19 protein-coding genes and 1 riboswitch are annotated in these 23,059 nt (G+C 57.5%); of the genes, 4 read left to right on the top strand and 15 right to left on the bottom strand.

Annotated elements, in window-relative coordinates; genetic code table 11:
- Positions 1-4 precede the first annotated feature (4 nt).
- From BTUS_RS02030 to BTUS_RS02010, 5 genes are all read right to left on the bottom strand, one after another.
- Positions 5-1,813, bottom strand: a complete 1,809-nt coding sequence (locus BTUS_RS02030; protein WP_013074463.1) for a B12-binding domain-containing radical SAM protein — start codon at positions 1,811-1,813, stop codon at positions 5-7.
- An 11-nt stretch (positions 1,814-1,824) separates the two neighbouring features.
- Complete coding sequence (locus tag BTUS_RS02025) at positions 1,825-2,640, bottom strand: GTP pyrophosphokinase (RefSeq protein ID WP_013074462.1); 816 nt, start codon at positions 2,638-2,640, stop codon at positions 1,825-1,827.
- A gap of 93 nt (positions 2,641-2,733) precedes the next feature.
- Positions 2,734-3,462, bottom strand: coding sequence for a HoxN/HupN/NixA family nickel/cobalt transporter (locus tag BTUS_RS02020; protein ID WP_013074461.1), 729 nt, complete (start codon positions 3,460-3,462; stop codon positions 2,734-2,736).
- Positions 3,463-3,593: 131 nt separating this feature from the next.
- Positions 3,594-3,776: riboswitch (cobalamin riboswitch) on the bottom strand.
- Between the two features lie 58 nt (positions 3,777-3,834).
- Positions 3,835-5,985, bottom strand: coding sequence for a thioredoxin domain-containing protein (locus BTUS_RS02015; protein ID WP_013074460.1), 2,151 nt, complete (start codon positions 5,983-5,985; stop codon positions 3,835-3,837).
- Positions 5,986-5,997: 12 nt separating this feature from the next.
- The gene (locus tag BTUS_RS02010) at positions 5,998-7,491 is read right to left on the bottom strand and encodes an MFS transporter (protein WP_013074459.1); all 1,494 of its coding nucleotides are present in this window, start codon (positions 7,489-7,491) and stop codon (positions 5,998-6,000) included.
- A 270-nt stretch (positions 7,492-7,761) separates the two neighbouring features.
- Between BTUS_RS02010 and BTUS_RS02005 the strand changes: the two genes are divergently transcribed.
- On the top strand, positions 7,762-8,019 hold the full coding sequence (locus BTUS_RS02005; protein ID WP_013074458.1) for a hypothetical protein: 258 nt from the start codon (positions 7,762-7,764) through the stop codon (positions 8,017-8,019).
- Positions 8,020-8,145: 126 nt separating this feature from the next.
- Here BTUS_RS02005 and BTUS_RS02000 read toward each other — a convergent pair whose 3' ends face one another.
- The 4 genes from BTUS_RS02000 to BTUS_RS01985 all read right to left on the bottom strand — a co-directional run bounded on the left by BTUS_RS02000 (position 8,146) and on the right by BTUS_RS01985 (position 16,168).
- Positions 8,146-8,790, bottom strand: a complete 645-nt coding sequence (locus BTUS_RS02000; RefSeq protein WP_218917979.1) for a hypothetical protein — start codon at positions 8,788-8,790, stop codon at positions 8,146-8,148.
- An 89-nt stretch (positions 8,791-8,879) separates the two neighbouring features.
- On the bottom strand, positions 8,880-10,898 hold the full coding sequence (gene pglZ, locus BTUS_RS01995; protein ID WP_013074456.1) for a BREX-3 system phosphatase PglZ: 2,019 nt from the start codon (positions 10,896-10,898) through the stop codon (positions 8,880-8,882).
- Between the two features lie 65 nt (positions 10,899-10,963).
- Positions 10,964-13,780, bottom strand: a complete 2,817-nt coding sequence (locus tag BTUS_RS01990; protein ID WP_013074455.1) for a DNA methyltransferase — start codon at positions 13,778-13,780, stop codon at positions 10,964-10,966.
- A gap of 15 nt (positions 13,781-13,795) precedes the next feature.
- On the bottom strand, positions 13,796-16,168 hold the full coding sequence (locus BTUS_RS01985; RefSeq protein WP_280990931.1) for a DUF6079 family protein: 2,373 nt from the start codon (positions 16,166-16,168) through the stop codon (positions 13,796-13,798).
- Positions 16,169-16,246: 78 nt separating this feature from the next.
- On the opposite strand from BTUS_RS01985, the gene BTUS_RS01975 reads away from it, so the two are divergent.
- Positions 16,247-17,360, top strand: a protein-coding gene (locus tag BTUS_RS01975; RefSeq protein ID WP_013074454.1) for an IS3 family transposase whose coding sequence is annotated in 2 segments (ribosomal slippage) — positions 16,247-16,515 and positions 16,514-17,360 — 1,116 coding nt in all. Because the reading frame shifts where the segments join, the coding sequence is not laid out codon by codon here.
- Here the strand turns inward: BTUS_RS01975 and BTUS_RS01970 are convergent.
- The 5 genes from BTUS_RS01970 to BTUS_RS01955 form a co-directional block, all read right to left on the bottom strand.
- The gene (locus BTUS_RS01970; protein WP_052300518.1) at positions 17,357-18,844 is read right to left on the bottom strand and encodes a DUF6079 family protein; all 1,488 of its coding nucleotides are present in this window, start codon (positions 18,842-18,844) and stop codon (positions 17,357-17,359) included. The two genes, BTUS_RS01975 and BTUS_RS01970, sit on opposite strands and share 4 nt — an antisense overlap.
- Positions 18,816-19,310 (bottom strand): BREX-3 system P-loop-containing protein BrxF, encoded by a 495-nt coding sequence (gene brxF, locus BTUS_RS01965; RefSeq protein WP_013074453.1) that lies wholly within the window; start codon positions 19,308-19,310, stop codon positions 18,816-18,818. The genes BTUS_RS01970 and brxF overlap by 29 nt, the downstream gene beginning before the upstream one ends.
- Positions 19,311-19,345: 35 nt before the next feature.
- Complete coding sequence (locus BTUS_RS19180; RefSeq protein WP_083779981.1) at positions 19,346-19,618, bottom strand: IS1096 element passenger TnpR family protein; 273 nt, start codon at positions 19,616-19,618, stop codon at positions 19,346-19,348.
- Positions 19,619-19,699: 81 nt separating this feature from the next.
- The gene (locus BTUS_RS18605; RefSeq protein ID WP_013074452.1) at positions 19,700-20,062 is read right to left on the bottom strand and encodes a DUF5654 family protein; all 363 of its coding nucleotides are present in this window, start codon (positions 20,060-20,062) and stop codon (positions 19,700-19,702) included.
- A gap of 112 nt (positions 20,063-20,174) precedes the next feature.
- Positions 20,175-21,107: a hypothetical protein gene (locus BTUS_RS01955; RefSeq protein WP_123809199.1), complete on the bottom strand. Its 933-nt coding sequence runs from the start codon at positions 21,105-21,107 to the stop codon at positions 20,175-20,177.
- Positions 21,108-21,344: 237 nt separating this feature from the next.
- Between BTUS_RS01955 and BTUS_RS01950 the strand changes: the two genes are divergently transcribed.
- Together BTUS_RS01950 and BTUS_RS01945 are read left to right on the top strand one after the other, a co-directional pair.
- Positions 21,345-21,584 carry a type II toxin-antitoxin system Phd/YefM family antitoxin gene (locus BTUS_RS01950; RefSeq protein ID WP_013074450.1) on the top strand — a complete coding sequence of 80 codons (240 nt, stop codon included), beginning with the start codon at positions 21,345-21,347 and terminating at the stop codon, positions 21,582-21,584.
- Positions 21,584-22,000, top strand: coding sequence for a type II toxin-antitoxin system VapC family toxin (locus tag BTUS_RS01945; RefSeq protein ID WP_013074449.1), 417 nt, complete (start codon positions 21,584-21,586; stop codon positions 21,998-22,000). The genes BTUS_RS01950 and BTUS_RS01945 overlap by 1 nt, the downstream gene beginning before the upstream one ends.
- On the opposite strand, the gene BTUS_RS01940 is transcribed toward BTUS_RS01945, so the two are convergent.
- Positions 21,987-22,946, bottom strand: a complete 960-nt coding sequence (locus BTUS_RS01940; RefSeq protein ID WP_013074448.1) for a 2-hydroxyacid dehydrogenase — start codon at positions 22,944-22,946, stop codon at positions 21,987-21,989. The two genes, BTUS_RS01945 and BTUS_RS01940, sit on opposite strands and share 14 nt — an antisense overlap.
- Positions 22,947-23,059 lie beyond the last annotated feature (113 nt).

The following is a 23,059-nucleotide window of genomic DNA, read 5'->3' as shown; positions in this document are numbered from 1 at the left end:
CTCCTCATCTGTGGGTGTCGGCCGCATCTTCCGCGTTCATCTGAGCTGCCACAAACAACATCGGCCTCCCCTTCCACTTCGACACCGAACCCGGAAACTCCTGTCCACCGGGAGGATACACCACCACCGCCAGATGGGGATCCCCGACCCCCGCGAGCTGTCGGTCCTGAATCCATGCGCTCGCATCGAAACTCACCCACTCCAAGACGGCGTGTTTCAACAACGCCGTCTCCCCCAGTTCCAGCCGGGCAAACTCCGGGCCCAGAATCTCCGGCCGTTCGGCCAACCTCCGGGCCCACCCCAGCACCCCCCCTTTGTCCAGGGTCGGCACCCACCAGGGGGACCGCGGACGAACCCGGCGTGTCAACAGATAGTCGATTTTTAACAGATCCTCCGCCACCATGGGCCGCCTGAGACCCTTGTCGCGCAAAAAATCGCGCATGCGCAGAAACAGATCCTCGGGCTGATATCCCAACGTCCCGTACCCCTGCCGATCCCAGTAATCCCCCAGTTCCTGATACAAATCAAAGGCACTGGAAAACTCCCAGGCCCTCAGATACCGCAGGGTGTGATCCATCCAGTGCGAATTCCAATATTTGTCCACCATATCCTCGACCCGCTTGATCCGCCGGACGTCCTCGTAGGGCAACACGTCGTTGGCCAACACCTCATAGGGGGGCTCGTCCATGTACACGTACCCGAACTCCGCCGCCCGGGCCCTGAGCCCCGTTCCCCGCAGTAGTTTGAGAAACCCGAGTTGCAGCTCGTCCGGTTCCAAGGCGTACACATCGTCGAAGGTTTTGCGGAACGACCGGTAATCTTCCCGGGGCAACCCGGCGATCAAGTCCAGGTGCTGCACCACCCGGCCGGACTCCCGCAACCGCCTCACCGTGCCGGCCAACCGATCGAACCGCTGAATCCGCCGAATCAGTCGGTTCGTCTCCTCGTTTGTCGACTGGACCCCGATCTCGAAACGAAACCGTCCGGGCGGCGCTTCCGCCGCCAAAAACTCCACGATCTCCAGGCGCAGGATATCTGCCGTGATTTCAAACTGAAACACCGTCCGCCCGGGGTACCGGGCCAAAAACTGAAACAACTCCAAGGCATAATCTTTTTTCAAATTGAACGTTCGGTCCACGAATTTAATTTGTGAAACGCCGTAATCGATCAACCGGGCCAAGTCTTCTTTGACCCGCTGCAATGAAAAATACCGCACCGCATCATCGATGGACGACAGGCAGAACTGGCAATGAAACGGACACCCCCGGGAAGCCTCGAAGTACACAATCCGATTGTCCAACTCCTCCAGGTGGCCCCGGTAAGGAGAGGGGATCGCGTCCAAAGGTTCAATCCAGCCCCGGCGAGGCGCAATCTTCACCCGGTCCCCCTCGCGGAAGGCCAGGCCAGCGATCTCGCCAAGATCGCCTCCGTCCCTCCAGGCCCGGAGCAACTCCAGAAACGTCGCCTCCCCTTCTCCGATGACGATGGCGTCCACCTCCGGCCACTTTCCCATCCACTCCCAGGTGTCATAAGAGACCTCCGGTCCCCCTAACACCACCCGTGTAGCCGGAGACACTTTTTTCAAGAGGCGCACGATTTTCAGTGTTTCAACGACATTCCAAATATAACAGGAAAATCCGACGACCTCCGGGCGGTCGCCCACCACCTCGGACAAAACCCGCAACGGATCGTCCTTGATGGTGAACTCCCGGAGCAGTACGTCGAACTCCCCTTCCGCCGCGGCCCGAAGATAGCGAAGCGCCAAGGAAGAGTGAATGAATTTCGCGTTCAGCGCCGCGAGTAGGACCTTCACTCCGACCCCCCCTAGTGCGTAATGCCGGTTCCACTTTGCACCAGCCACTCTTTGACTTCTTCCGCCAACTGCCGTAAACCTTCAAAATCTCCCGCTACCTCGTGCAGCCGTTCCTGAAAGGCCGTCGCCATCTCCACCTGTCCCGAGGATTCCAATTGTTCCAGATCCCTCAGAATCGAGGAAACCAAATTCGACTTTCTTTCAAACAGCCGCTGAGCCTGCTTGATTTCCTCGCGAATCTCGGACATCTCCCGATCTAGCTGAAACGCCGCCTCGGCGGCCGCCCGGAGGCGCTCCCGAACTTGGGGCGGCAGATTGCCTTTGTATTTATAATTCAAGGAATGTTCGATGGTTGCCCAGAAGTTCATCGCCAAGGTGCGCACCTGAATCTCTGCCAGCAGCTTCTTTTCCCCTTCGGCCGTTTGAATGGGATACCGAATAATCATATGGTAGCTGCGATAACCGCTGTCCTTTTGGTGTCGGATATAATCGCGCTCCTCCACGATCTCCATATCCCTGCCGTCCCGCTGGCGAATGAGCTGGACCACCCGATCAATGTCGTCGACAAACTGACACATGATGCGAATACCGGCGATATCGGGCACCTCTTCCACCCGTTCAAGGGGGATGCCCAACCGGGCCGCTTTATCGAGGATGCTGGAGACTTTCTTCAGCCGCCCGGTCACAAACTCGATGGGCGAATACTCTTCCTTTCGCTTGAGTTCATTCCGGATACTGCGAAACTTCACCTTGAGCTCTTCAACGGCCTGCTCATAGGGCAACAAAAAGCGATCCCAGTCAATGGTGTGCACGCGCCTATTCACCACCCCAGGCCCCGTGGGCCGGAACTTTCGCGGACCAACGTCCTCCCTTTATCATACCGGAATTCCGGTTCGTCCTCCAAGGGATGAACACGCCGTTCAAGGACCCGCCAGGCTCGGCAATCCTACGGCTTGACCGATCAAAAACACGATGCCCACCACCACACTGTATACCGATGTACAGCCCGCCAAGACCACCCTCCAGCCCATCCGTCGGCCAGCCAGTCCGTACCCCATCATCGTCAACAGGGAAATCAAAAGATTGGCCACCAGCATGCCCGCCACGAACAGGAAAAATACCCCCGTGGCGGCCGTGCGCCCCCCGGCCTGCATCGCCGCAGCGAATACCATCAATTGGGTGGGCGTTTCGGCCCCGGCTCCGTGAATCACCCCGACGGTAAAGGCTCCACCCGCCCCCAACTCCGGGTCGGCGCCCCCGGAATCTTTGCGCCAGAGCCGTCTCCACCCCCGCCGCACTCCTTCGTACAACACCATCCAGCGGCTCCGGACCGCAAGCTCATGCCGTCCCGTGAACAACATCACCAACACCCAGCCACCCAGGGCGATCAACGTCGCCCCCACCACCGGCTCCATCACGCGCCCCGGCCACCCCGGGACGTGAACATCCGCGACGATCACGGGAATCCCCAGCAGAAGCACCACCGCCCCGTGGCCGAGGGCGTACAACATCGCCAAAAAAAGGCCCCGAAGCCGGTGGGTTCCTCCGGCAATCAAGTCCGTAATCGCCGCCACGTGATCCCAATCAATTCCATGCCGAAACCCAAGTGCCAAGGCCAAGCCGCCGAGGGCCGCCACCGAGGTCGTCATGAACGGCCACCCCGCCTTCGCCGGTCGAACCCGGCTCCAAACACAAAAATGCCCCCCGAGGGCTGCCCGGGAGTGTTCTCCATAGAAAACACCACGACCATGTTCGCGCCCCCCTATCCGCGTAGGTGTGCGGCCGGTTGTCGGACAGGGCAGGTCTCCTGGCTGAGGATCTTCACCTTTCCGCGTCTTCTCAGGCAACATGCCCAATGACCGCTGCGGATCGGCTCCCCATCACAGTGGCGGGACCGCGCCGGAATTGCACCGGACTTCCCTTTTCAGCGCCGATCGGGCGCACCCTGTCTTCCATCCATTGTCCGTCGTCCAAAGTATACTACAGTGCCGTCTTTCAGAAAAAGATCCCGGGAGGCGAATCTACTCATCCACAAACCCGGAGCCAATGCTTTGCAGCCGTGCCACTGCATGCCCCCAGGGCAGCGGGCGCTCACAGGCATTTCCCCGACAGATGTACACCTGGGTCTCCCCACCCTTCGACCGGTGGCCACTCACCCAGGGCAGCACCTCCGACACCCGATCCCCCTCCGCGCCATCCGGCCTCACCACCCACAGAGCCCGGGGGAGATACAGGCGCCGAACTTCTGCCGGCCAGCGGGCCGCGGCAAGGGAGCCCTGAGCCTGCGGCACCCCGGGGAAACCCTCCCCGCTGGACCCCTCTTCATTCCGCATCGGTTCGGCCACCACGATCTCCTCAGAAGGGCCCAGGGCGAAATCCCAGGCCGTCAGGAAGAAGGTGTATCCGGCGGGATACCGGGACACCGCCCCGGCAAAAGCCCGAAGCTGGGCCTCCGCCCACCGCTCCCAGGCCGGATCCCCCGTCAGGCGGCCTAGCCACAGCAGGTCCAGGGCCAGGACGGAGTTTCCGGAAGGCAGGGCCCCGTCCTCCGCCGTCTTGGGCCGGGACCAAAGCGCCTCCGCATCCGACCCGGTCAGAAAACAGCCCCCCTCCTTCTCATCCCAAAACAACGTCCGCACATCTTGCGCCAGCCGAATCGCCCGCCGCAGCCACGCCACATCTCCGTCGGCCTGGTACAACTCCAACAAACCCCAGATATAAAAGGCGTAGTCGTCCAAATAACCCAGGATCCCCGCTTCGCCATCCCGATACCTCGCCAACAGCCTGCCGTCCCCCTGGCGCAAAGTCCGCCACAGCCACTCCGCCGCCCGCCGGGCGGATACCAGATAGTCCGCATCCCCGAGCACTCGAGCCCCCCGGGCCAACGCCGCGATCATCAGCCCGTTCCAAGCGGTGAGAATTTTATCGTCTTTATGAGGGTGTACCCGGCGATCCCGCACCGAGTGCAGAATCTCCAGCCCCCGGCGGACCTTCCTATCAATCTCTTCGGGAGTCATTCCCAGTTCCCGGGCCAGCAAATCGACATCCGTATCGATCTCATTCAACACCGATCGGCCGCCTTCAAAATTCCCCTCCTCCGTCACACCAAAGTACCGGCAGAGAACCTCACCATCCTCCGGCCCCACCGCTTCTGTGATCTCCTGGGGCGTCCAGACGTAAAATTTTCCTTCCTCCCCTTCTGAATCCGCATCTTCCGCCGAGTAAAATCCACCCCCGGGATCGGTCATCTCCCGGCGCACGTAAGTAACTATCTCCCGGGCTGTCTGCGCCCATCGCTGGTCGCCCAACGCTTGGTACGCTTCGAGATAGGTCAGAACAAGAAGGGCATTATCGTACAGCATCTTCTCGAAATGCGGGATGAGCCAACGCCGGTCGGTGGAATACCGGGCAAATCCAAAGCCGACGTGATCCCAGATCCCCCCTCGGCGCATCCCCTCGAGGGTTCCCTGCACCATATCGAAAGCCTCCCGCCGCCCGCTGCGCACCCCGTACCGCAACAAAAACAAAAGATCGTGGGGCCGTGGGAATTTCGGGGCGTGGCCAAACCCGCCAAAGGTGTGGTCATAGCTGGCTAAAAGCTGCTCGAAGGCCCGGGTGAGCGTTCCCGCATCCACCTCTCCCTGAGCGGCCCGTCCAAGAGCTTCCCCGATCTGTCCGGTGAGATGCCTCCCGGCGTCTTTGACGCGGTCCGCCCCCTTTTCCCACAACTGCGCCACCCGGGTCAACAGTTCCATCAGCCCCGGGCGGCCATATCGACTCCGCTTGGGAAAATAAGTTCCGGCGTAAAAGGGTTCTTTTTCCGGTGTTAAGAACACGGTGAGCGGCCAACCTCCTTGCCCGGTCAGGGCCTGGCACGCGGCCATGTACAGATGGTCGACGTCCGGCCGCTCCTCCCGGTCCACTTTAATCGCCACAAAATGACGGTTCAGAAGTTCCGCCACCTCAGGATCTTCAAAGGATTCCCGTTCCATGACGTGACACCAATGGCAAGTACTGTAGCCAATCGACAAGAAAACGGGCTTATTTTCCTGCTGCGCCTTCTCAAAGGCCTCCTCGGACCAGGGGAACCAGTCCACAGGGTTATACGCGTGCTGGAGCAGATAGGGCGATTTTTCCCGGGCCAACCGGTTGGGTTTGTTGGTTGTTGTCATGGGGAACACCCCTTATTTTTGTACAGGATGAAGGACCTTTAATGAGGATAGGATCCAGGTCACCGCCGCGATGCCGGCAACCACCAAGAAGGACCAGTGAAACGCGTGAATCATCGCACCCAGGGGTGCCGCACTTTCCTGGACAACGCCCTGGACGGCGAGAAACAACTGATAACACAACCCTCCCAGAGCAATTCCCAGCCCCATGCCCAGCGTTCTGGACATGTTAAGGATACCGCCGGCCACCCCCAGATGATGAGCCGGTGCACTCCCCATCACACGGCTATTGTTCGGCGGCGTAAAGGCTCCGAGGCCGGCCCCGACCAAAAACAGTCCGATCAGAATCGGAGTCAGCCCGGCAGTGGCCGGGACCAATGCTAAAACCACGCAACCGATGCAGGCCATGGCCATGCCGAACATCACCGGAAGCCGGGAACCGACCCGATCCGCCACCGCACCGGAGGCCGGGGTTAAGAGCGTCATCCCGATGGGAACCACGGAGAGGAACAGCCCCGAGTGAAACGGATTCATGTGCCGCACATCGTCGAGGTAAAACGGATAGAGTAAGAGCACGGCATACATCACTGCAAAGGATAAAACCCCGGTCACATTCCCCAAAACGAAGGTTCGATTCTTGAACAGGCTCAGATCCACCATCGGTGCCTCCGAACGCTTCTCGACAAACCAGAACGCCGCAAGGCCCACGATAAATACGACATAACTGCTCACGACAAAGGAGGACGCCCACCCTTCTTTGACGCCCATGTTCAAAAAATAAATCAGGGCCACGAGGGTCGGAGCCAGAAGTGCCGCTCCGGCGTAGTCGAACGGCTCCCGTCCGGCGCGTTTCTCGTCCTCCGGGAGGAGCAGAATCCCCAGAACCGTCCCGATGACTCCGATGGGAAGATTCACGAAGAAGATCCATCGCCAATTCCAAAGCGCTAGCAGAGCCCCGCCGACGGCCGGCCCGAGGCTCAACCCGATCCCCTGGGCGCTGGCCTGAAAGCCGATCGCCTTCCCGCGATCCGACGCCGGGGCGGCGGCGGTGATGATCGCCACGCTGTTGGCCTGAAGCATGGCCGCCCCGACCGCCTGCACCACCCGGGCCACGAGCAAAAACAAAAGCGAGGGCGCCCAACCGCACATCGCGGAACCCACGATGAATACGGTAAAACCGAGGGCATACATCCACCTCCGGCCGAACAGATCCGCCAGCCGACCGAAGGGGACAATCAGTCCCCCGAGGGTCAACAAATAGACCAGACTGACCCATTCGATAATATGCATGCCGACGTCGAACTGCTTTTTAAGTACCGGCAAGGCGATGTTGATGATACTGGCGTCCAGAGCGGCCATAAAGGCCCCTATACAAACGGTCCCCACCACAAACCAATGATACCCTTTCCGTCGGCGAACGGCCTTGAGCGGCAGCGCGCCCAACACCTCTTCCCGCGTCAACCTGGTGAAAACGGATACCGCCCCCTCCGCTTTGCATCCATGTCTCATTATATCCCACCACCGCCGCAGCCGGACGGCGAGGCCGAGAAAGAAACGACCACGGGAAATCGGCCGGCCCCTCGAGCCGCCGCGATTCTCGATCGGTCCCTCCCCCTTTCGTCCTCGGCTAACCTATCTCTCCTCGCTTCAATGAACCCTCAATGCATATCCAGATTCTAGACATCCCACACACCTTAAGAAAGGCCAAAAAAATGTTTTGACTTGGGGTCCACCTCAATCATCCGTCGCCTCGACGTCGACCCGGATGAGGTGCTTTGTTTGAACGGGTTATGGGAGCATGAAGACGTCACGACGACGTTTGACTGGGAGGGCGAAAAGGTCTGGCGTTTCTACAACCATCGAGGGAACGCCGGGAAACCTATCAAAGAGGCGGAAACAGGGTTTACGATCGACCAATTCTCCAGTGGCAGTGAGGAAGGGAACCTGACGCTCCAGAGACTGAAGCTCTTAACGTACAATTTGTTTGGTTTAAGCAGGTATGGCTTGATTCGGCGTAGGGGAAAGTACACCTTCTGACGCCCTCAACTGTGAGGAAAGTCATCTGTTGCCGTCCATAAACGGAGAATAATGGAATCTCCAGCCCTTAAACATCCCGAGGGCCAAAACTGTCGAAATCCGGGTTGATGTATGTAACCGTTGTTTTCATTTTTGGGCAATGGCACCCTTCTTTTGCTCTATTCCCACCATCGTCATATTCCCGCCTTGCCGTACAAGTTGAAGTGTGGTCTTTTCCAATTCATGACTTTTTAAGGAAAACCGAAACGGAAACAAGGCCGGCGCCGACGGGATCAACTCAAGAACCATCCACTGTTCATCGAATGCGTGAAGCAAGACTTCCGTCAGCCACCTTTTTAATTCGGGACGCTCGACGACAATTGGCATGCTCTGCCGGTACAGGTGATCCGCACCAGCCTCTACTACGCCCCACGCTTTCATGCTGCCAAGAACTGCAGTGGCGGCCACCCCTACCCTCCGGCGGTCACCGTACAATGTCTTAACTTTTCGCGCAATCTGATGACCAGCCACCGCATCCTGGAAGGCAAAAAGCCTCCCCATTTCATGGACAATATCACGAAAAAAAGGATAGGCCAACAATGCCATGCCCCAGTGCAGGACCAAACGTTCACCTGGAGAAAGGGAAGGAGACAGTCTCAAAGCACGCTGCCTTAACGAAGCACACCTGGAATCGACGCGGAACCAGAGCTTGATCAGAATCGTCCGCGCGTTTCTCCTCGCCTTTGCACCCCGACCGTTTTCCTGCAAGGCCTCATCCAGCACCTGATACACCTTCGGTAGCTCCGTACCCCGTAGGGCTTCTCGAAGAGTCAGTTCTAATTGTTCCAACGTCACTTTCTGATCAAAACCGACCGGTTTCTTCATCCGCCAGCTCCCTCTCGTTCCCTCACCCGGACAAAGGGCACCACGACCTCTTCCAGGCTGATCCCGCCGTGACTGACCACACGTTCCCCTTCCCCGACGAACGCCGTACCGCTTCTCGCCAGCATTACATACACATTCTCCGGCAACCCATCGCCAGGCCAAGCGATGCCGCAAGCGGCCGCAGCTCGTTCATCGCGCAAGCGCACGTCAGGATAGATTCGGACGCGCTCGCCCCGCGTCTCAGCCAGCACACCCTCTCGCAGGCGACCCGTCCCCCGACTTTCCTGATTACCATGATCCGAGGCCAGATAGATGTCATAATCATATTGTAGCAGTGTCGTCAACAGCCCTGCCAAGAATCCTTGGCGAAGCCAAAGATCCAGTTCTAGGCTCAAACCCTGCTGTCCCTGAATTGCTTTGTGCATGAGCCGATCAATGGCCTCAATCACCAGAACAATAACGCGATTCTCCCGATTTTCCAGCCACTCCGGCAAAGACCTGGCCGAAAAGCCTAACCCCTTCTCATAACGGGTATGCATACGCGGCACGCCTTGGTTCTCCCAGAACAGGCACCACCTGGCCTCCTCCTTGGCCGTGGTGGCAAGCGTTTCCGTAAAGTACAGCGGAATTTCCCCGGATAAAAGGGCTTGGCGCGAGATGGAAGTCATGGTAGGGACCCAGGCAAACACCGCTTGCTCATCAAAGATCAGCTGCGGCAAGCTTTGCTGAAGTGCCCGGCGTATTTGCACCCATTGCACCACACTCATGCCATCGAGGACAAGGAGTGCTGTGCGGTGTCGGTGCTTGGATGCCAGGTAATGCGGCACATGGTGTACCATGACCGGTCTTGGAAGATACGGCAGGTTTTTCAAACCGCTAAAATTCTGGAGCATCCATGTTTCAAAGCGTTCATTCATCCGGTGGACGGCCGCTTCCATCTGTTCCAGCAACTCTCTCAAAGGGACCGCTTCGCTGTGCGCCAGAGAAAGTGCCTTCATCTCACCATACAAGAGCGCTGTTTTCATCCAGTCCTGGTACCGAACCGCAGAATGGACATGCGACTGAAGCACAGAGAGCATGCCTTCCAGGCGCTGCCGCTCCTCTGCCAGAGGATCGTAGCGAATTCCCACCCTGGCCCATGCCGGCAGTTGATGCGGAGCAAAGCCCTCGGCAGGCTTCAGTTTTCCTTCCAGAAACAAATTGTCCAGAAGCCGCTGCACCTCAGGATGTTCAAAAGGATGATCGGCCCCAAGATAAAGTTCCTCCACGCCCCCTTCCCGATATCCCGTTCCCTCGCGAGCCAGGCCGGAGGAATGCGCCTTTTGCTGCAAATATTCCTCCCACCGCGTCTGCAAATCCCGGTAAAATGCGGCCGGTGAAGCCAGCCAGTCGCCCAGCGGCAACCTGCCCAACGCAGGGTTTTTCTCCCACTGCCGCAACAAATGCGCCTGCAGCACCTCGGGAAAAGTCAGCTGTTGTAGATTAACGGACAGGAAAAAACGGATCAAGGAAACCTCGTCCTGCAACGTCTCGGGCGCCACTTGATACACCCAGCGCAAAATGAAATCACACGTTTGTGCATCTGTAAACACGTCATCCGTCTGGTCCCGGCTGAAATGCTTCCCCCGCTGTGACTGGTATGCGGTATACAATGCATTCCTGGCCCCCCCGTCCAGCTGCCGGATGACAGGCAAGGACAGACCGGGAAAGAGTGAAGAAAGCCGGAACGTAAGGCGGCGGCCTTGTTTGATTACGTCATATGGCAATTCCTCTACATGTCCCCTGGTCCGTATGAGGAGAAACACTCGCCTCCCGGCCACCCGTTCGCGATATGTCTTTTCATACAGGTAGCGGAAAGCCACCGGATCACCCGCATCCACCATTTCAATTTGACGCGCCCTCAAAGCTGCCAAGAGTTCCTCATCTAACAACAAATCATCCGGATCACAGGCCAGCGTCAAAGGCGGCACAGGCGGCTGAAAATCTCGCAAAATCTGCTCGCGCCAGGTGTCCAAGCAGTGTTCCCCTCCCGCAAGAAGCTTCCCCTGCAGAAATTCCCCGCTTGATTCGCCTGATGGTCTTATTGGCCGAGGCGAATCAGGGCGTTGTCGTAGTACATCAGTAGCTTGTCGTCTTCCTGCAGCACTTTCTCCGGCAAGCGTTCGCCCACCCTCACAATGGTCTGGTAATCGTCCTCCCGCCAGGCCTTTTTAAATCCGAACCGGATCGCCTCAGTGCGGAACTCCTTCAGCCGCTTTTTTCCCGTCGCCACTTCCTTGAGATACGCCTGAAACTCGCGTAAGAGTGCTCTCTCCCGCAATCGTTCCAAGTCGGCCTGCTTGTTCGGATCGGGTACATACCAGCGCCCCTTGGCCTTCTCCCGCAAGGCCGCGTCCTCCTTGCCCAGACCGCGAAGGTCCTTGTAATTACTGCTTAAGTAGCTGTGAATCTGGCTGGGCACCGGACCCTCCCCCTCATAGCAGAGGAAGTTTTGCGCCAGCAGATCATCCAGCTCCGGCAGGCGTTCATGACTGGCAATGTGCTGGATCTCCCGCAAAAAGGGAGTGTACAGTTCTTGTCGGGTCTGCGGCTTGTTCATCAGCTGCTGGCGCAGCCACTCGATGGCGCTGTTCTCATCGGCAACAAAGAGGTTCAACTGAACGAACTCCTTTGCCAAAAGCCGTTTCTTATCGTATTCGGCCACCTGCTCCTGCAGGAATACCATCCCATCCCGTACGGAAAACCGCTGAGCCAGCTCCTGCTGAAACTCGGCCGATGACAAAGGTACGGGATAGCCGTGCTGCACGTGATAAGCCACCATCCGGTCGTAAAGGACGCGGGGCATCCGCTCCACGATGGTCTCCGCCTGTCCCTTCCTGCCGAGAAAAACAGGCAGTTGCCGCAGGTGATTCTCGATAAACCCCCAGGCCGACTGCGCCATTCCCTGATGGGACCGAATTTCTTTGACCATTTCTTCCGATGGCTTGTAAGCCGAGATAATCAAATCTTGTTTAACCGCCGTGGTCGTGGTCACAGCGTTGAAACTGCCCTGCTTTTTATCCAACGCCGCCACGTGTGCGATCACAAAACCCGCCCGCTGAATCGCCTCCTGGATGGCATTCCACACACTGGCCTGTGAGTTGCTGAACTCCACCGTCATCCAGCGCCCAGGCTTTAGGACACGGTAATACTCCTTGAAACAGGCCTCCATCAGTCGCTGGTACTCCACCAAACCTTTTCCTTGCGTTTGGTTGACCACAGCCTCTGTCCTGTTGTTGGTGAACACTTTTAGCCAGGCCTCCCAGAGGAAGTTGAGTTCAGAGTACATAAGATTTGCCCCAAAAGGCGGGTCGGTAAAAATGTAGTCGATCGAATGGCTTTTTATTAAATGAATATACGAAGATGATTGGTTAGAAACAATGCATGAATTTCTGGTGTACCTTGTCTTACTAAAGGCTTTAAGTAACCGTTTGTATTTGTTGAAGTACAAATTTAGGGGAGTATTTTCCCTGTTTTGCCCTGGTATATACAAAGTGCCGCTTAGTATACTCATCGGAAACGACCAATTACCATGTTTAACCCTTTTCGACACTCCATGTTCAATAGCATTAAGCCAATGTTTTAACCTTAAGGATACCCGTTCTCTCGAACTTGCTAAGTCGTATAACCTTGATAGACATAACAAATTACGCTGCGTATAAAAATGATGCACGTGTGTAATCCCAATCCTCACTGGGTCACCAGTTTTGTCCCCCTCAGGGATGCGAGCTTTCGGAAACCAATAGGGAATCTCCATCTCCTCAATCCGCCGAATGAGCGCGAGGTCGTCGGCATCAGGTCGCTTCTCATACCGTTTCCGGCCGACCGAATAGTTGATCAGCACCGGTACCTGCTTGGCCTGCCGCACCGTTTCGCCAATCGCCACGTCAAAGCGCGTCTCCCAGGCCCGCTCCACGCTGCGCTTGGTGTGTTCCGCACCACAACCGGGGCACTGGAAATGATCGCGCACCTTGCCGGCCTGTTGGTCCACCGCCACTTCCCAGAAAATCATCTCGGCGGCACAGTGCGGGCAGAGAAACACATCGCTCCACACCGTGTAATTGATCCGGCCGATGATGGGCTCACCATTCGCACCGGCTTGCGGTTCGCCGTCCACCACGTGACGCGTCTCGTACATCCAGCCGCACTCGGCCTCCACTTCCTCGAGGATGCGCCTGGCTTCCTGTTCAAACGCTTCCACATCCACCGGCGTGTTATAGTTGTAAGCGATAAAGCTGGCGGCCGGTGATAAGTCGTTCAAAATGGCCCGCCGTGGCCCCAGCTTGGAGAACGGCCGTCCTTCCTCATCCAGGATGGTGCCATCCGCCTCCACCCGGTAGCCAAGGCTCTCCACCTCTTTCCGATCGCCGCAGAGCTGTGCCGCCACACCGGTCATCCCTGTCCCGGCAAAACCGTCAAAGACGATGTCCCCAGGTCGTGTGTAATGTAAAATGTACCGCATGATAGCCTTATGAGGCACTTTGGTATGATAGCTGTGCGCATTGTAAATCGGATCGTTTTTTCCCTCGGAGACATCGGCGGCGAAAGGCTCACGGCGGTATGGTTCCTCCGCGTCCGGCTCCTCCTTCATCTCTTCCCATTCCTTCAGAATCTCCGGCAGAAAAGGGTTGGGGCAGACCGTATAGTAAGGCGGGTCGGAAAGCGCCAGGATGTCTTCCTCCGATCCGATGGGAAAGCCCTCCATCTCCCGCAACGCCGGCAGACGGCGCCGAAGCTCGTCCGTGAAATAAGCCCGCCGGGCCGACTCGCTCTCAAAGATCATCCCCAGGCAGGTCACCGGTTGCCGGCGGTCCACCTTCTTTTCAAACAACGACACTTGCTCGCTGTGCTGGCCCACGCGGATTCCCCTTCCTCATTCCTGCTTCGCTCGCAACATGATCCGGACGCGCTGGGGATCCGGGTAGGGACGTAGCCGTTCCCGCAAAAGCCGTTCAAAGCGGGTTCGCAATTCATCCACGGTCAGCGGATTGCCGCCGCCCACCATGTCCTTCAACTCTTCCACCGTCACTTCGACCCGCTCAATCCCTTTCAACAACAGGCGGACCGCTTCCACAAAGGCGGGTTCGACGGGCAAAGACAAAACCTTCTTCTCCATGAACTGCCGGAGTAATGCTTGCTGCTCCTCTGCCAGCAAAACCATGCCCGCCTGCACCTCCTGCCGGTTCAGGTTGTCCAGCAGCATCTGTGTCCACTGGGTAAACAGTTCATACAACTGATCTTGCCATGTGGAAAGCTCTACCTTTGCCAATCGTTCGTCGCGCGGGCGAAACCGGCAATGCGGACAAACGGGATGGTGTGCCAGATCCGCCTTGCTCAAGGCAGCGCAGGTTCTTAGCGCCCGCAGGCTTTTCTGCCACTGCTGCAGCTGGCTTTCCGGCAACAACTCAATGGCACTTAACGTTTGCAAAGCGGCGAAATGGGGGGCGCTCAGCAATTCCTGCCGCTTGCTCTCTTCACTCATATTCAGTCGGGCCTGATGATGCAGCTGTAGGTATAGATCCTGATATTGGGCCTTCAGCGACTGGATATGCCGCACTTCAGCCGATGCAGTTTGTCCCTGCCGAAGTGCTCGCAACAATGCAGCCAGAGCCTGTCCGGCCTCCTGTCTCCATGCGTGATCCTCCGGCAATTGCTGCTGTGCTGTGAGCAGATAGGTACCCAGCTGGGTCAGCTCGGCGGCGCGTTGCTGCAATTCTTTCAGGTCCTGGATCAGCAGCAGCGCCTGTTTCTGTTGCTCCACTTCCTCCACGCGGAATTTGAAATTCCGTAGTTTGGCCGGCGTATCATAGATGAGCACCTGTTCCAAGAAGGTCCGCAGCCGTTCCAGACGGTCCCGATACTCCTGTTTCTGGGAGGCGGTCAACAATGGCCCTTCCCAAACGGGAATCCCTCCCCGCACCACTTCCAGCATCCGTACTGTCTCATCCAGATAGCCCCTGGCTCGGCGGTTCATCTCCACGATGCCATGTTGCAAGGCGGACTCCTGCAGCAGCCCCCGCTGAATATCCAGCACATCAAAGAGCGCCTGCAGGCTGGCCCATGGAATCTCGCTCGGCCGCTTGAGATGGCTGAACTGCTTCAATTCCTCCAGCGGGAGCTTGATCAGTTGATCGTAACGCATCGCATCATACGTCGTCCCGGATACCGTCAGCAGGATTTCACCGTGATAGACCAGCGCCGCCAGGACGACGACCAACAGCTCCGGTTCCATGCCAAACGCCGTGGTCCTTTCCACCTCTTCTGGCCCCTGACCGATGCTCACCCGCTCAATCATTTCAGAGCGGTTGATCACCTGTCCTGGGCCTTTTTTCTCCAATTCGTCCAAAACCCAGCCCGCATATCCGGAGCGACGCACCGACACCTTCTCCCCATCCATCAACACCAGGCCGTCCAAAAGAGCGATGCCGCTCTTTGTCGTGTTCCCGGCAATACTCCTGAGCGCATCTTGCACATAGACGGGTAGGTTTTGCGGGGTCAAGGGGGTATTCAGTTTTGTAAAAGCAGGGTAATCCGGATACTTCTCCTCAAAATAGGGCGCCAGACAACTGGAGGCCACCCGGTCGATGATCTCCCGCACCGAGGCATGCGGCGGCAAGCCGGCAAGCCAACGGGAAATCTTCTTGGTCGAGCCTCTGTGCGTCACATCGAAGGCGCGCTGCCAGTTTTCCCGTAGCCAGCGTGTGATTTGGCGCAGATATTCCTGCGCCTTTTCCTCATACAGGTGTTTGGTCCCTGCCGCTGCGTTTGCGCTGAGTTTCCTGGCTGCCGCATAACTCGACAAGGCACCCAGGAAGTCTTCATCCTTTTCCTTCAGAACGAAAAACACCTCATCCGGGCGTTCCTCATCCTTGAACTTCGGCGGATCAAACGGCTGCAACATGTAGATGTAAAAGTCCCGCGGCGGCTGCGCCGTGGAACGATCGACCGGCGCACCGAAAAAGAGATACCCTTGCCGCATCACACGCCGTTCCCACCACGGCAACTCGTGCTGCCAGATCTTATACCCGGATATGTACGTGTTGGACGCGCTTTCTGTGACCAGAGCTAGCGCCTCAAAATAATACTGATCCAGATCATGCGGCATCAGCGTCTCTGCTCTTTGTTCGATCAGGTCATCCACTGCAACATCTTTTTTCAAGTCCAGGTAATACTGGCCGTTTTGTTCGTTGAAGGAAATGTACTGCCAGCTGACCGTCTTCAAAATCTCGCGCAGCACGGTCTCAATCGTGGTGCGCAGAAAGGTGGCATCCTATAATGGACCCAAGAAACTGGACAACAAGAAGGGAGATTTTAAGGTAGGTCCATGCCGAGAAAAAAGTATGATACTGACTTCAAAACCAAAGTTGTCCTGGAAATTCTCAAAGAGGAAAAGACGCTCTCGCAATTGGCATCCGAATATGGTGTTCATGTCAATCAACTCCGCCAGTGGCGGGATATCGCCTTGGAAAACTGGCCACAAGCGTTTGAACCTGAGAATAAACAGCTGGCAAAAATTCGTTCAGAATATGAAGACAAGATCCAAGAATTGTATGCGGAGGTCGGTCGCCTGAGCACACAATTGTCTTGGTTGGAAAAAAAATCTCGCCTCGCTCAGTCGAGAGGACAGGCTGGCTCTCATCGATTTCCAAGAACGTGAACTCCCGCTCGCCGTTCAGGCCGAGCTTCTGGGCTTAAATCGGTCCAGCCTGTACTACAGGCCGGTCGGACCATCCGAGGAGGAGGTGAGGCTCAAACACCGGATTGACCAAATCTACACGGAGCATCCGTTCTACGGTTCCCGGCGCATCACGGCCATTTTACGCAGTGAACATTGGACCGTCAACCGCAAGGCCGTCCAGCGTCATATGCGGGAAATGGGGATTGCCGGCATCACTCCGGGTCCCAATTTGAGCCGGCGCGCCCAGGCACACCGGGTGTATCCCTACCTGTTGCACGGCTTGAAGATCGAGCGTCCGAATCAGGTCTGGGGCATCGACATCACGTATATCCGCATGGCGCATGGCTGGATGTATCTGGTGGCGATCCTGGACTGGTACTCCCGTTACGTGGTCAGCTATGAGCTGGATCAAACCCTGCATATGGATTTTGTTCTCAAGGCCTTGCATCGGGCCCTGCGGCAGTGGACGCCGGAGATCATGAATAGCGACCAAGGAAGTCATTTTACCAGCCCGAAGTACACGGACGTCCTGCTAAATCATGGGATTCGGATCAGCATGGACGGCCGGGGTCGAGCCCTGGACAACATCTTCACCGAGCGCCTGTGGCGGAGTCTGAAGCAGGAAGAGGTGTATCTTCACGACTACCAAACGCCGAAACAGGCTCGGGAAGGGATCGCCAGATACCTGGAGTTCTACAACCACAAGCGCCCGCACCAGTCCCTGGGATACGTGACGCCGGCCTCTGTGTTCGGGCTCTAGAGGGGGCCCCTCCGCCAAGGAGGGGGATCCTCCTGCCAAGAACGAGCACCAACGACGAAGGGGGGCTCCTCCACCAGAATGATCGAGGGATGATCCAGAAATGGAAAACAGGTCCGGCGTCCATATCCAAATTCAGGAATCTCAACACACTTTAAAAAGGGCCAAAAAAATGTCTTGACAATGGGGTCCACCTCATCCTCCTCCGGCGTCTCCACGTAGAGGAACAGGCTGTCCCTCAGTTCGTCAGCCGTCATGCCCAGCTTGGCGTAGATGTCCCCCGTGGTCAGACGGTGCACGGACAGCGCCTGGACAATGCGCAAAGCCATCGGCTTGTATACAGGCCGGGTGAAGGCATGTTCAATCCGATCTTGAAGGGCACTGGATTTTTGCATCACTTCGCGCAAGTCAGGGTCGCTGCGATTGGATACATCGCTGATCAGATAGGGCCAATAACTGTCATATGAGATGACACCGGGAGCATTGTCCGGCACCTCTTCATCCAGACGCTTGCGGATTTCGACGCTGATCGTTTTCAGAATGACACGCTTTTCCGCAATGGAGACCTTTTCGAAGGTGGACAGATAAGCCGGGTGAACCGGAAACAGTTCAACGTAGGTTTCCAGCTGTTCCTGGAGCTTGTCGTACAGTTTGGTAAACCGCCCGAGGTGCTGGCGGATCCAGGACTTTTGCTTCTCATCCTTTTTCAAAAGGCGCTGTGAAACCACATAAGCAATGTCCTCCCGAACGATCTGCACCTGTTCAAATCGCTCCCGTACACGGCGCAGCTGTTCCGCCACAAACTGAAATGTCGGGTTATCAAACAGCATCTCCTGTACGCCGGCGATAAATCGGAAACGCGAAATACGGCACATTTCGCCGATTTCGCGCAAAAAGCCGAGATCCAAGATGAGTTCCTGCTCCCGCCGCCCGCGCAAATAATCCAAAAGCTCATCGACCACCAGCAAAAGTCCCTGCTCCGGATATACCTCGTGGAAAGCAGCCATCATTTCATTGAACGGGTCCTTGTGATTTCGGATCTGGTCAGCCGGCGGGAAGGTGTAATTTACGCCAATCTCCTTCAAATGATCTTCGATCTCCCCACAGATGATGTCGCGGAGCGGCATCTTTGAAGCTCCGATTTCAACTCGGATCACCTGGAAACGCCCCTCAATCGCCTGGGCCCGTTCAGACACGCGTGGATGCGTGAGCTTGTGGCTTACGCCGGCCCGCTCCGCCACCGCTGCGATGACGCTCATCAGGTGAGATTTCCCGGTTCCGTAGTTACCAACCACCAGCAGTCCTTTGTTGTCTGCCGGACGGTCAAACTGCAATTGTTCAATGACCACCTCGGCCAATATCTCCGCCATCCGATCGGATATAACGTAGGTTTCCAGCAACTGATCCGCCACTTCTGGGCGCTCCGACTCGCGCAGCTGGACCACGGTCTCAATCGGTTCAAATTGAATCAAGTCGTGATACTTCATCGTGCTCTTCCCTGCTCTCCTCGAACGTTATAATTCGCGCATCTGTCTCAATGTAGCGGCGGTACTCGGGATGCCACGGTTCAGCATATACAAGTTGTCCCCCTTTATAATGCCCCGGCCAAGTGACGACCAACATCTTGTTGCGGCTGAGCTGTTCCAACAGCCGAAGCGGGTCAAGTTGCAACCGGGGCAAAAACAAGAGTTCAATCCGGTGCAATCCGACCACTGTCTCCCCGCACCCGGACACAAGACGTTCCACGAGCATTCCTGCCACCCGCGGTTGGCGGGAATGCGGACATTCCAGCAGCGCCTCACTCAGGGAAAGGCTTAGCGAAATGAGCGGAAAATGCAACTGCTTGGCCAAACGCGGCAAGACAGACACACGCGGCGCGTGACAGAGGATGAGCAATTGATGGCGGCGCATGTGCAGTTGCTCTAATTCGCGCTGTACTCGCAGCGTGTCCATAGGACACCCCTCATTTCCCGTTCAAGAACAGAACCTCAAACGAACCATTGGCTGCAGATAGTATTATCATAGCATACATACCTGGCAACGATAGTGATCCATTGCTCGTACTCCGGGTGATCGGGTTGGCTGATGATTTGTCGAAACACGGCGTAGCCGCCCGGTCCTCCTACATCCTCGGGAGAGCAGGCATTCTCTCCATCCACACAGACAGGCGCAGGACGGTCTCCGGAGCCGAAGAGAGGAGATGTCACCCGCAGGATATGCGTCCAAAGGTGATGTCGGCGGGTACACGAAACCGCCTCCAAACGGCCGGGCGCACGTCACACAACATAATCTCAAACTCGTGACCTTGGGGCTTTTTCGTACGGCTCCGATCCGACACGGATTCACTCTCCCCTTTCCATCCGACGAAATCGGATCATAGCACGGAGGACGGCCTCTTCGATGTCCGCGGCCCCGATGGCCGTTTGCGGCTCCGCGGGTTCCGCAGAGGGTTTTTCTGCCTCGGCGTCGTCTTTCTCCCGCCTTAGAGCCGCCAACCGGCCGAGATACGACGTGATCCAGACGGCCAACGCCGTCACCACCAGGGCATAGAGGAACATCGAGAAAAGCCCCCAGCCTTTCGGAACATACGGGGACACGAAATCCTGAATCAATTGTTTGATCAGATCGTTCCACGCCAAGGCGGCCACCAGCCCGAAACCCGCTGTGGCGAGATCGATCATTTTTTCCAGCACGGTTCGAACCATGAGAACAGTCACCTCCGGGAAGACCTGCGTTCTTGTCCGGACCGACGGACGTGGGGCACCAACCCGACTTCATTCGAAGCACAGCCGATTTTAATCAAACGCATCGATGAACTCACTGCCCGGCATACGGCCGCATGGAAATCGCCATGGCCAGCGCCGTCTCGACGGGATTGTTCGCATCAACCGTGGTGCCCACCTGATGGACCCTGTCGCCTTCCTGCCACACGACCAACGTGTCCGGGCGATCTCCCTGAAGCGTCACCCGGATGGCCCCAAACTCTTTCGGTACAGGCATGAAATGTTTCTCTAAGTACGCAACGACCGTCTGGGCGGTCGCGACGGGCACCACCGCCGCATCCTGTCGGGTGACGCGAATCTGCCAACGGCCTTCCTTCCACTCGATGGTCGCCGAAGACGTCGCCGCGGTTAAATCTGCCGTGATGCCATGACCGAGGTCTAACGTGGAGTGCGTTCCCTGAAGAGGCTGGTTCCCGAGCTCGGTGAGAATCGCGCCGTTGGCATGGGCTGCCGTATCATAACGAGCACCGAAGAACGTGCCCAGCTTCTTCGTTCGAGAATTGATCTGCACGTTGTAATTGGAAATAAAGCCTTGAACGCCCATAATCGGGTGGGTGTTCTCGCTCGTTTCATAAAACAGTGCATTCGAACCGTCCCGGGGGGTCGGAACCACGGTCGGCGCAAAGGCCGTCTGAAGGATGGAACCGGGGAATTCCGCCATGGCCATCCGAACGATGGGCGGAAAGGAAGCCCCTTGGGAAGGCTGTGAAGGAGCCGGCGCCGGATTGTCCGGCCCCGTAGGGGAGGCTTGCCCTCCAGGGGGAGATTGCCCCGCAGGGGGTGCGGTGTTGCTTCCCTGGCCTTGCGACGGGCCGTTTTGACCCGGCGGAGTCGTACCCGACGGGGCGGCGCCGCCCTGGCCGACCGGAGGGCTCGCCGGGGCCCCCGCCCCGCCGAAACACCCGCCGAGCAGCAAAACGCTGGAAACGAAAACAGAAACGCCGGCTACTTTTTTGAAACCTTTCACTCCGAATCCCTCCTCGAGAGGTCCCTTTCCCCCTTCTTGGCTCCATTCTAATATAACGCTGTAGTCCGGGGTACCCTTCGCCACCGCACATTGTTCGGCCATCGCTTCCATGGTCGTGTCTCCGAATCCCCGGTTCGAAAACACCGCTTTTTCAAGGCACAGTGTGCAGCAAGACGGCCTTACCTTTTCATTTGTTTTTGGGTATACAGTCGTACAGACTGGTCTGGAGGGGAAATCATGAAACAAATCGGAGCCTATGAAGCGAAGGTTCATTTATCGGAATTATTGGATCAAGTGGCGCAGGGAGAAACGATCTTGATTACGAAGAAAGGCAAACCGGTCGCAAAGATGGTGCCGGTCGAATCAGACGAATGGACCTGGGAGAAGATCGTCCATCGTCTTTACCAGCTTCGGAAGAACGTCAAACCGGGAACGCCGTCCATTCGCGAAATGATTGAGGAAGGCCGGCGATTCTAATGCCTTTTGTTCTCGACGCCTCGATGGCATTGAGTTGGTGTTTCCCCGAGGAAGGTTCGGAAAAAAACGACGCTATTCTTCAGCGCCGTGCGTGGGACCCGGGCATCGTGCCGGCCATCTGGTCCATGGAGGTCGGCAATGCCCTGCTGACCGCGGGCCGCCGCGGCCGGTTGACGGACGCAGAGCGCCGGGAAGCCGCCGATTTGTTGGCACATCTGGGAATCGAGGTTGAACCCGCGTCGACCGGGCACATCCTGCTTCACGTGCTCCCGGTCGCCGCACAGTACGAACTGTCCATCTACGATGCCGCGTATCTGGAGATGGCGCTGCGAAAACACCTCCCGCTCGCCGCCGCCGACCAAAAACTCGCTCAGGCGGCGGCGACCGACGGGGTGGAATTGCTCACACCGGTGTAAGGGGCTCTTTGCCCGTCAGAACGTTCACCGCGTTCTCCACCGCCAACCGGGCCATGGCGGTGCGGGTTGCCACCGTGGCGCTGCCGATGTGGGGCAGACACACGGCATTATCCAACTGGAGCAGGGGATGATCGGCCCCAATGGGCTCCCGCTCATAAACATCCAAGCCCGCCCCCCAGATCACCCCATTTCGCAGGGCGTCCACTAACGCTTCCTCGTCCACCACCGGCCCCCGGGACACATTGACGAGAATCGCGGTGGATTTCATTTTTGCCAGTTCGTTGCGGGCGATGAGGTGCCGGGTTTCCGCCGTCAGGGGGGTGAGGATGACCAGGATGTCCGCCTCACGCAGGAGTGCGTCCAAACTCAGGTACCGGGCGCCAAGGCGCTCCTCTACTTCCGGCCGGGGGCGGCGATTATGGTACAGAATGGTCATGCCAAACCCCTGAGCCCGGCGCGCCACCGCTTCTCCAATCCGGCCCATACCGAGAATGCCCAGGCTTTTGCCATAGACATCTACACCGGTCAGCCCCAGGGGCGACCAGGTGGTCCAGCCCCCATCTCGAACCAGTTCGGCGGATTGGGGAAGCCGCCGGGCGGTGGCGAGCAACAGCGCCCAAGCTAGATCCGCCGTGGTCTCCGTCAGCACGTCCGGCGTATTGGTCACGATGACCCCGTGGCGGCGGCAGGCCTCCACATCGATGTTGTCGTAGCCCACCGCCATGTTGGCCACCACCTTAAGGCGGGGAGCAGCTTTTAGCAACTCGTCGTCCACCCGCTCGGTCAGCACGGAGACCAGGCCTTCGGCATCCCGCAATTGGTCCAACAAGACATTTCGGGGAACAGGCTCGGACTCCCGGTCCCACAGGCGAACCTCACAATCATTTTCTGCCACGCGCAAAGCTTCATCGGGCAGTTTCCGGGCGATGTAAAGAACCGGCCGCATCGGGCGCTCCCCCTTCGCGTTTTTTTCGTGGCAATCCGATTATTTACGACAAATTCCGACGCCATTCCAGAGATTAAACCGTTATTTCGACGGGTTTTCCACGTGAAACCTCA

This window comes from Kyrpidia tusciae DSM 2912, assembly GCF_000092905.1.
Taxonomy (GTDB): Bacteria; Bacillota; Bacilli; order Kyrpidiales; family Kyrpidiaceae; genus Kyrpidia; species Kyrpidia tusciae.
This window is presented reverse-complemented; position numbering and strand designations above follow the sequence as displayed.